At 52.4% G+C, this 9,819-nt stretch carries 10 protein-coding genes; 3 read left to right on the forward strand and 7 right to left on the reverse strand.

Annotated elements, in window-relative coordinates; translation table 11 throughout:
* Window positions 1-17 precede the first annotated feature (17 nt).
* Together B1748_RS26000 and B1748_RS26005 are read left to right on the forward strand one after the other, a co-directional pair.
* Window positions 18-170: a DUF3934 family protein gene (locus B1748_RS26000; protein WP_087570874.1), complete on the forward strand. Its 153-nt coding sequence runs from the start codon at window positions 18-20 to the stop codon at window positions 168-170.
* A gap of 22 nt (window positions 171-192) precedes the next feature.
* The gene (locus B1748_RS26005; protein ID WP_373271302.1) at window positions 193-495 is read left to right on the forward strand and encodes a hypothetical protein; all 303 of its coding nucleotides are present in this window, start codon (window positions 193-195) and stop codon (window positions 493-495) included.
* Window positions 496-600: 105 nt separating this feature from the next.
* Here B1748_RS26005 and B1748_RS26010 read toward each other — a convergent pair whose 3' ends face one another.
* Window positions 601-1,110 carry a hypothetical protein gene (locus B1748_RS26010; protein ID WP_087570861.1) on the reverse strand — a complete coding sequence of 170 codons (510 nt, stop codon included), beginning with the start codon at window positions 1,108-1,110 and terminating at the stop codon, window positions 601-603.
* A 222-nt stretch (window positions 1,111-1,332) separates the two neighbouring features.
* Entirely contained in the window at window positions 1,333-1,737 is a 405-nt protein-coding gene (locus B1748_RS26015) for a CBS domain-containing protein (RefSeq protein WP_087570862.1), read from the reverse strand.
* Between the two features lie 139 nt (window positions 1,738-1,876).
* Here B1748_RS26015 and B1748_RS26020 point away from each other — a divergent pair, with 139 nt between their 5' ends.
* Window positions 1,877-2,752, forward strand: coding sequence for an RCC1 domain-containing protein (locus tag B1748_RS26020; RefSeq protein ID WP_256975933.1), 876 nt, complete (start codon window positions 1,877-1,879; stop codon window positions 2,750-2,752).
* Window positions 2,753-2,831: 79 nt separating this feature from the next.
* Here the strand turns inward: B1748_RS26020 and B1748_RS26025 are convergent, their stop codons facing one another.
* The 5 genes from B1748_RS26025 to B1748_RS26045 form a co-directional block, all read right to left on the reverse strand.
* Window positions 2,832-4,265 carry an ABC transporter substrate-binding protein gene (locus B1748_RS26025; RefSeq protein WP_087570864.1) on the reverse strand — a complete coding sequence of 478 codons (1,434 nt, stop codon included), beginning with the start codon at window positions 4,263-4,265 and terminating at the stop codon, window positions 2,832-2,834.
* 148 nt (window positions 4,266-4,413) lie between these two features.
* The gene (locus B1748_RS26030; protein ID WP_087570865.1) at window positions 4,414-5,283 is read right to left on the reverse strand and encodes a carbohydrate ABC transporter permease; all 870 of its coding nucleotides are present in this window, start codon (window positions 5,281-5,283) and stop codon (window positions 4,414-4,416) included.
* Window positions 5,280-6,218, reverse strand: a complete 939-nt coding sequence (locus B1748_RS26035) for a carbohydrate ABC transporter permease (protein ID WP_087570866.1) — start codon at window positions 6,216-6,218, stop codon at window positions 5,280-5,282. The genes B1748_RS26030 and B1748_RS26035 overlap by 4 nt, the downstream gene beginning before the upstream one ends.
* A gap of 97 nt (window positions 6,219-6,315) precedes the next feature.
* Window positions 6,316-7,644 carry a response regulator transcription factor gene (locus B1748_RS26040; protein WP_087570867.1) on the reverse strand — a complete coding sequence of 443 codons (1,329 nt, stop codon included), beginning with the start codon at window positions 7,642-7,644 and terminating at the stop codon, window positions 6,316-6,318.
* 23 nt (window positions 7,645-7,667) lie between these two features.
* On the reverse strand, window positions 7,668-9,449 hold the full coding sequence (locus tag B1748_RS26045) for a cache domain-containing sensor histidine kinase (protein ID WP_087570875.1): 1,782 nt from the start codon (window positions 9,447-9,449) through the stop codon (window positions 7,668-7,670).
* Window positions 9,450-9,819 lie beyond the last annotated feature (370 nt).

Below are 9,819 nucleotides of genomic sequence, written 5' to 3' on the forward strand. Positions count from 1 at the left end.
AATACGGAGTGATTGGTCTGAGCAAAGCTAAGGGAAAAGGCGGTACCGGACGAGGCACCGGCAAGAAGGGCTGGAACAGGTGGCAGGCAGGCGAGCGTAGAGCCGCAGGCGCCCCCAAGCCTTACAAGAGTAAAGGCACAAAAAAAACCGACAATACGGACGGAAAATAATTGAAGATTGGAGTGGTCATATTTGAGAAGAAAAGCCCCTATGTCGTTCGACGATCTGCTGAAGGAACTGCAAGACCAGCGTGCAAACCCGGAGGAACAAGCCTCGCTGGGGAAGCTGTTCAATGAAGCATTCATGAGTCAATATTCGAATTGCAAAACGATACAAGAGTTTCTGGAGAAAGGCAACTTTCAGGCTTGGTCGACGGAAGATATGTCGTTGATCCCCGAGGAGCTGCTTAATCGCCATGTGGCGCGCGAGACGAAGTTCGCGGACTGGCCATCCATGCTGGAGAAAGCAAAGTCGGAGCTTGCCGCTGGAGCCTAACCTATATATTCCTTTAAAGCCGAAGGTTTGTCTAACGACAAGCTTTCGTTTTTTTTACACCATCTACCGCCAATCATGTCCTTGCAGCCGCTCTCAAAAGAATGACTACGTCAATCGCTGAACGACCCACATCACTCCGTTAACGGCTCCCAAGCCGATACTCAGCGTAAGCGTCAAGCCGTTGGCCGCGTAATATAATCCGATGACGTCTCCGGCTGTCAGATCGGCCTCTCCCGCCAGCGTAACGCCGGCGTTGCCCAACACCGCCCTAATATTCAAAAGCGTAACGTTAAGATTAAGCACCGGAAGAAGGCTGCTGACCAATATAGTAGAGATCGGCAAAGAACGTCTGACCTGAAAATTCGGGTAAACAGAACCTCCGATACCCAGCGTAACGGGGTTGTTAAGCGAGTAGTTCACCGTAGCGGCAATCCAGTAGCGGCCCGTCACGGGAACTGTATAATTGCCGCTAGTTGCGTTGAAGTCAGGGCTGCCGAAGAACGGTGCCGTCAAGTCCCAGTTGATAAGCTGTGCGCTTGTGGAAACCGTTTGCGAGGCTAAATACGCAGAGAACCCCTCCATGAACGGACTGTCCTTGATGTACAACGTTGACATATTTTTCTTGGCCTCCTCTCGAATCCGATCAAACACTAAACCCCATAATTCCCCTTATCAGTTAATGCACTAGCCTGGCAAGCGGCTTGTACGGAAGTCCGCATGGAGTCGATTCCGTCCGAATATGGTCGAACATCACCTAAGTTTGCCCTCGCTATAAGAACAAAAATAAGACTGCCGGTCGAACAGCAGCCTTTTTATTCGCAAGTTCAATTTTCTCTACTAATCCACAATATTCCTGGTATAGTATGCGATTATATCTTTGCGGCGAATAATACCGAGGAAGACGCGATCGGCGTCAACGACCGGAACGAAGTTCTGATCGGCCGCCAGCGCCAGCATATCGTCCAAGTCGGCGCTGATTTCAACGCATTCGACTTTCATTCGTTTTTTGATGGAGATGACAGGAATTTCGTGCATCGTATCGAAGTCGAGGCCAGGTGTGTCCTTTAGCTTCCATAATAAATCCCCCTCGGATAACGTTCCAAAATACAAGCCCTTCTCGTCCAAGATCGGAATAGCTGTATAGTGACTCGCCTCTAATTTATCCATGGCTTCTTTCATATTAGAGGATGTCATAAGGTAAGAGACCTCGTTTTTGGGATATAAAAACGATTTGATGTCCATTGCGTCACGCTCCTTTAGTATAATTAAATCATATTTCGTCGCTGGGTGCATGCGCAAGGGCTTGGAGCATGTCAAGTGCCATAAGTTATGTCGAGTATCGTTCGAGCCTGGTCCGAATTAATCCAGAAACGAAATGGAGTTGATTTTAATAAGTAATGTCAATTGGACACTTCCCAAAGCTATTATAGCGGCAGGCCGTCGTCATGCCGTTGGCCTTAAATCCGACGGCACAGTGGTTGCTGTGGGCGACAATAAATATGGGCAATGCGATGTAAGCGGCTGGCGCGGCATGGTGGCCGTGGCGGTTGGTAATGTTCATATGGCGACGAACACGGGTAATGCTCATACAATCGGTCTTAAATCGGACGGCACGGTGGCGGCGACGGGTTGGAACAAGCATGAACAATGCAATGTAAGTGGTTGGCGCGATATTATAGCGGTTGCTGCAGGTTGGCGTCGTACCGTAGGGCTTAAATCGGATGGCACGGTGGTGGCTGTGGGCCGAAATAATGAAGGCCAATGCAATGTAAGCGGCTGGAGCGATATGGTGGCGGTAACGGCGGGTGACTGGCATACCGTCGGGCTAAAATCGGATGGTACGGTATCGATTGCGGGTAATAATCAGTATGGCCAATGCAATGTTAGCGAATGGAGCGACATAGTGGCGGTGGCTGCTGGTTACCTTCATACCGCAGGGCTCAAATCGGACGGCATGGCGGTGGCCGCGGGTTCGAATAAGCATAAACAATGCGATGTAAGCGGCTGGCGCGACATAGTGGCAATAGCGGCGGGTAGTTACCATACCATCGGGCTTAAAGCGGACGGTACGGTGACGTCTGCGGGTTCGAATGAGCATGGCCAATGCAATGTAAGCGGCTGGCGCGATATGGTGGCTGTTTCGGCGGGTTGCACTCATACTCTCGGTCTTAAATCCGACGGCACAGCGGTGGCTGTGGGCGACAATAAATATGGGCAATGCGATGTAAGCGGCTGGCGCGGCATCCGCCTGCAATAGCTCCTTCGAATTTATGAAAAAGCGGCAGCCTGGGACGAAATTAAGCCCCGGACTGCCGCTGTTTTTATTGTTGGATGTGTCACTGCTGGATCGTATCGTAAAATTTCTCCTGCACGTATTTCGCCGTCAGATCCAATTGCGCTTTCATGTCGACGCCTTGCTTCGAGAATACCTCCTGAATGACGTTCGTCATCTGCGCGTAGTAGTCTTGCGTGTTGTACGGGGATTCCGGCTTGCCGTCGATCAGCCCAAGCGTTTCCTGGCCGTATTGGTATACGTTGTCGTATTTGTTGAACAGATCGTTAACCTTCTGCCCGTATTCGGAATCCGTTTTGAAGTATTGCAGCACCGCCGGAACATAATATTTGTTATCCGTTTTGCGCTCTTGAATGTTCATCTCCAGCGACTCCAATCCTTTGTCGGAGAAATAGTCGAATGTTGCATAATAGAACGCGATCTCCTGCTCGTCTTTCGAAGCGTTCGGATTAATGACGAGGTAGTCTCCGCCCAATACGCCGTAATGCTTGCCGCCTTTCTCGTAAGCCGGAATCGGATAGACGAGAATGTCCTCCGGCGCCATGCCGCCTTGGTTGAGTCCTTGGTCGACCGGACCGTCGGGGCCCGCGATAACCATCGCGGTTCTGCCTTGCGCGAACGCGCCTACAGCATCGGCCCAGCCAAGCGCCCAGTCCTGCGGAATCGCATCGGCTTCCCACTTGAGCTTGTTATAGTATTCCAGCGCCTTGACGCCCGCGTCGGAGTTGAAGATCGCCGTTATTTTGCCGTCTTGCGCCGTTTGAATGTCTCCTCCAGCCGTGAACAGGAAATTCGTCCAGTTCCAGCCCGCTTCGTTGCCTTTGCCCATCGGCGCGATGCCGGAGATGCCTGCGGCGGGATCCGATACGGCTTTAGCCACGTTTAGCATGTCGTCCCAGGTCCAGTCGAAGCCCGGCAGCGTCACGCCTTTCGCTTCCAGCATTTTTTTGTTGACGGCCACGCCCGTCGGATAACCGCGCTGCGCGATTCCGTACACTTTGCCGTTCACCGTAAATAAATCCTGCAGCGCCGGATTCATCTGATCCTTGAATGAATAGTTGTTGAACAGCTCCGTAATGTCGGCCGCCCAACCTTTCTCCGCCAGAAATTTGCCCTCGGAGGCGTACGTATTGAACAACGTCGGCGCTTCGTTCGCGCCCATCTTGATGCCGATTTCGTTCGGGTTGTACTGCCAATCGCTTTTGATGATCTCGACATTGGGATAAACCTCGTTGAACCTTCTGATCTTGTCATCCTCCAGCGCCCGGTCCTCCACGCGATCCGGCGTCGGATAGTAGATGCTGATGGATACCTTCTTCGATTTGATATCTTCTTCCGGCGTTTTCGTGCTGGCGGAATCGGTAGGCTTGGTTGTCGGGTCAGTGGCAGGCTTGGTGCCTCCGCCGTTGCCGCTGCAAGCGACCAGCGCAAAGCTGAGCGTAAGGAGCGTGGCAAGCGTTAATTGCATTTTACGCATGTTGTGTATCCCCTCTTCATTTGGATTGTTGTGACTACATGCTCATCATAATGGAGGCAGGTTCGTGTCGGCGATGTGTATTCCTATTGCGATCATGTGCAGATTTACGCATTGATAATTCCACCACATAATGTAATTTTGATGAAATTTACCCTTTAACTCCTCCGAGATATAATCCTCTTAATATAAATTTCTGGAAGAATAAGAAGATAATAACCGGAGGAACCATTACGATCGACAATATAGCGAACCGGATATTCAAATCCAGACGACGCGCGTTCAGGACGAAGTCCCGAATGGCCGCGGACAACGGCTTGTTCTCCTGGCTCAGAATAAAGCTTGGCCAGAACCAGTCGTTCCATGCCGTCGCGAAGACGAAGATCGACAATGTCGCAAAGATGGGAATCGACAGCGGGAAGGCGATCTGAAAAAAGCACCTCAGTTCCGAAGCTCCGTCGATGCGCGCCGACTCGAATATTTCCATATGGATGCCATCCATAAACGTCTTGAGCAGAAGAAGGAAAAACGCGTTGGCGCCTGCCGGCAGCCATACCGCAGCAAACGAGCCCATCAGCCCGAGATCCTTCAGGTTAATGAAGTTCGGAATCATATAGGTCGTCGCCGGAATGAACAGCGTCATCAGGAAGTAATATTGAATGCCCGACTTGAAGGGCATGTTCATCTTCGATAGCGCATAAGAGGCAAGTCCAAGAACCAGAATCGTTACGACCATGTTACCGGCGAAAAGAAGCATCGTATTTTTAAAATAGAACGGGAGATCGATGTAGTTCCACGCCTTCGCGTAGTTCTCGAAATGCCATTCCTTCGGCAGGAAGGTCGGCGGGAACGAATTCACTTCGGTGTTCCGCTTAAGACCGTTCAATAAGGAAATCAGGATGGGATAGACCATGCAGCACATCATGGCGATGATCAGAAGATTCATGATCGCGTAAGCGGCTTTGACCTTCCCCTTCTTGAGGTCGTAAGAGGACAATATGCCTCGATCGAAAGACTTCATTGGCCGATGCCCCCTCTGTTGTTAATCCGGTATTGAAAGATGGCGAGAATGCTGAGAGCGAGGAACATGAGCACCCCGAGAGCGGAGGCAACGCCGTAATCTAGCCTGACGAAGGCATATTTGACAATGAGAAGCGCGTAAGTCAACGTTGCGTTGTTGGGACCGCCGTCCAGCATCGCGAACTGCGTCTGGAACCCTTGCGAAGTCGCGATCAGTTGCAGCATGAGCAGAAGCAGAATCTGACCCTTGATCGCGGGCAGCGTAATATGGCGTATGCGGCTCCAGATGCCGGCACCGTCGATCTCGGCCGCTTCGTACCAGTCCCGGGGGACGCTGAGAACGGCCGCCAGATAGATCAGCATCGCGGACCCGAAGCTTTGCCAGGTCTCCATAATGACGATAGAGATCATCGACCAGTTGCGGTCGACCATAAAGCTGATTCCCCCGATCCCGACCGCTTTAAGCACGGCGTTGATCGGACCGACGGGATCGTACAGCCATCTCCATACGCCGTACAGGACGACAAACGGCACGACATACGGCAAGTAAGCCGCGACGCGCGCGAAACCCTGGAATCTACGCATCTCGGAGATAGCTATCGCGATAAGGATCGGGACCCAGAAACCGATGGCAAGCGCGAGCCCCATATAATAGAGCGTATTTTTTACGGCTGTCAAGACATCCCGGTCGGCAAAGATCGTCTTGTAGTTGTCGAAGCCCGCAAAGGAATTGCCTTTGACGAAATCGACGATGTAGAAGCTGTTTAATACGCCCTTAAAGATTGGCAGCCACAGGAACAGCGTAAAGGTGATGACGGCCGGGAGAAGGAACAGATACCCCCATAAATACCGTTTGTATTTGCCCGTACGCTGCGTCCCCTGCCTCGTCTTTGGCTGGTGCTGACCGTTCATTGGAACTGCCGTTGTTTGCTCCATGTGCAGTGGTCCCTCATTCCTATAGGTAATCTACCCCCATTGTAGAGAAACCCGGTCCTCCTGCACATGTGCGTATCTATGCGTATGATAGGCGATTTTACTTCTTCATCTCGCTGGGGCTCACCCCGAAATACTTTTTGAAAATTTTGCTGAAATGCTCCGGGGATTCATAGCCTACAAGCTCGGAAATTTCGTAGCGCCTGAGATCCGTAGTCTGAATCAGCCGCTTGCTCTCCTCCATCCGCAGCTTAATGACGTATTCCCACAGGTTGCAGCCTGTGTTTTTTTTAAACAGATAGCTGAGATAATTCGGGCTGACATGGTTCTTGAGCGCGACCTCGTTCAAAGTAAGCCCCTTCTGCGCGTAGTTCGCGTTAATATACCTGGTTGCCCGCTCCACGATCAGATTATTTTGGGCGTTGATCTCTTCCTCCGTCGGCTCCTCCTCCGAATAGACGCCCCACTTGAAGTCTCCATAATAGAAGACGTAATGATCCTTGAACTGGCGGCTCCAGCGCATCGCCTTGTCTCCCTGTTCGTTCGTAACGCCAAGAAAGTCCGCCCCCTTGAGAATCTGGCTGATGCCGACGACGCAGCCGAACCCGAGAAACTTGTCGACGTTAAAATGAAGGCTCCGCCCGATCATTTCCAGCTGATTGACCTTGTCGACGCTGGAATCGCCGTACTTTGCTTCCGTCCACTGAATGATGATGCAGACGGTGCCGCCGGAATCGTAGAACGACTGATAGTCCCACTCCTTGCCCAGCAGCTCCCCGGCTATGTTGAGCACCGCGTATTGCAGCAGCTCGTCATCCTTCTTCGTCAACGTCCGTCCGCCGGATTCCAAGTCGAGCCTTGCCTTAATGACGGCATAATAGGGCCCGGACAGATCGATGCCGTGTCCTTTTGCAAGCTCGGCAATGATGGCTTCCCGATTGCCCGTATGAGGCTCCAACAGCGACTTGAGCAGCTCCATTCGGACGGGCAGGGGCTCCCGCATGCGAAAACCGTCGTTAAGATCGGACAGCATCTGCTCCGAATCTCTTGCCGTTTTGTCCATATGCAGCAGCACATGCCGCACGGAGCTTAGAAACTGCTCGCTGTTCAGCGGCTTAATGAGATAGTCTTTGGCGCCGAACCTGATGGCAAGCTGCGCGTACTGGAATGTTTCGTGCGCCGATATGATGATCACCTGCACCCACGGTTTAATGATCTTGGCCTGCTGCATCAGCTCGATGCCGCTCATCGACCCCATCTGGATATCCGTAACGAGCAGATCGATATCCTCCATGCGAATATAATCCAGCGCCTCGTATCCGCTGTGCGCGTTAAAAAGCCCTTTGATCGCAATGCCCGAAGTCGAGAGCAGCTGGGTTAATCCTTCGCAGATAAGAGGTTCGTCGTCCACGATGAGAATATTGTACATTCGCAATCATCCTTTCACTCTATTTATGATTCCGTGCCGGGCAACGGGTCCTCGTAGGTGGCGGGCAAGACAAGAATGGCAGCCGTCCCGCCTTCCTCACGTCTTCGGTAGCTCAATCCGTATGAATGGCCAAAATGCAGCTGAATGCGTTGATGAATGTTGCGGATGCCGTACCCCAGCGTGTGGTCGGCTTCTTCCTCGTACAACAGCCGCTCCATGTTCCCGATGTCGGCTTGCTTGTAGCCGTTATCCTCTACCTTGATCGTTACGCGCTCCCCTTCGACGGCGGCCGTGATCATGATTTCCCCGTCATCGCCCATCAGCTTGACGCCATGGATTATGGCGTTTTCGATCAGCGGCTGCAGCGTAATTTTCGGAATACGGATACCTTTCGCCGCATCCTGCACCCTCCAGATCACCTTGAACTCGTACGAATATCGCTTCTGCTGCAGGTTGACGTAGGCTCCGGCATGCTCCAGCTCCTCCTCGAGCCGAATCAGCTCGCGGCCGCGGCTGAGGCCGATCTTCATCAGCTTCGACAGCTCCTTGATCATCTCCGCCGACTCCGTATTCCCTTCCAGCGTGCTCTTCCAATAGATGCTTTCCAGCGTATTGTAGAGGAGATGCGGATTGATCTGCTGATAGAGCAGCTGCAGCTGCGACTCCTTCTGCTTGAGATCCATATGATACTTATAATGAATAAGAGCATTTAGCCGTCTGGCCATATCGTACATGGCGGCCATCAGGACGCCGACTTCGTCGTGCCTGCGCCGGCTTGGCGTCTCCGGCACGAGCCTTCCTGGCTCGTACTTGCGCACGAACTGCGCGAGCTTCTGAAGCGGCGTCATAAGCGAACGCCAGAAGTAGAGCAGGAATACGCTGCCCAACAGCATGTATGCAATGGTAATGAACTGAATGACGCGCTTAAGCTCGTTCTGCTGCTTGAGCAGCGAACCGACCGGAATTTGATAGATGAGCCTTTGGTTCATTACCCTGCTATAGTTGACGATATAGATGGAATCCTTGGTCATTGCTTCGATCGTGCCGGAGGACGCATGGTCGATATCCACGCTCGCTTCCGGTGGCAGCTCGGCAATCGTACCTGCCAATTCAGGCTGCGTTGAGGTCATAATCCGGCCGGTCCAATCGGTAAACATCATAAGATGTCCTTGTGGAAGGGACACGGAATGCAGCGCTTCCCGCACCTTCTTCTCCATGTTTGTCGCGACAAGCACGCCGATGATCCGATCTCCGTTTCCCGTGTTATTGACCGCTCGAATGAAGGCCAGCGTCTGGATGCGAGACAAATTTTTGTTTCCGTTGATGAGTTCCATGTAGCCGCTGCCCTTATGGCTTACCGCTTCGTCGAACCATTCCGGCTTCGTGCTGTCGTTAAAGAAGTAGACGCCCGTCTGCAACACCTGCCGCTTCGGAGCGAAGAAGTAATAGTCCTCCGGATCGTACACGTACAACGAATAGTAGACGGCTTCGCCGCCGTTGACCGGGATGGACAGGCTCGCCAGCAGCTTGTCGACGGCATCGTATTTGCGCACGCGTTCGATGACCGCTTCTGCTCCGCTCGGCACCAGTTTTTGCGTAGAAGGATGCTGGATAATCGTCGCCGTCACTTTGTCGATCGTATCGATATCGCGGTTAATCAGCGCGTGATTCTGCTTGATCAGCTCGGCGTAGGCGTTCGTCACCTGATTTTTGAGCAATTCCTCCGCTTTGAGATTGCCGTACCAATGCAACAGGAAGACGGGACTCACCATAAGCAGGAACAACAAAATAAGCTGCTGCTTCATATTTAATTTCGTTAGTGGATGAATGACGGATCTGCCCACCTGTCGCACCTCCCGCTCTCTCTGTACTATAGCATGGATACAGCGCTTTCAGTGTAGCCGATTCTATGGGCTTGCAGGTTAGGTAAGGCGGGTATCGTAGAAATGCACATACTGAGGGGTGACAGTTGATACGAGCGTTTTGGTTCGGGAGGCGGGCGGCGTGGCGGCAGTATGGCGTGCAAAGTTGCTGCGACCGGTGCTGGATCCCGATTTTTTCGGGCTTCAGCTCGTAAAGTCGCCCCTCGCGGCTCTGTAAGCCGATTTTCTCGGGCTATTGCGAACGTAGTAGGTCTGCATTGCTCTATAGCCCGATTTTCTCGGGCTATTGCGA

It is taken from the genome of Paenibacillus sp. MY03, assembly GCF_002165585.1.
In the GTDB taxonomy this organism is placed as follows: Bacteria; Bacillota; Bacilli; order Paenibacillales; family Paenibacillaceae; genus Pristimantibacillus; species Pristimantibacillus agaridevorans.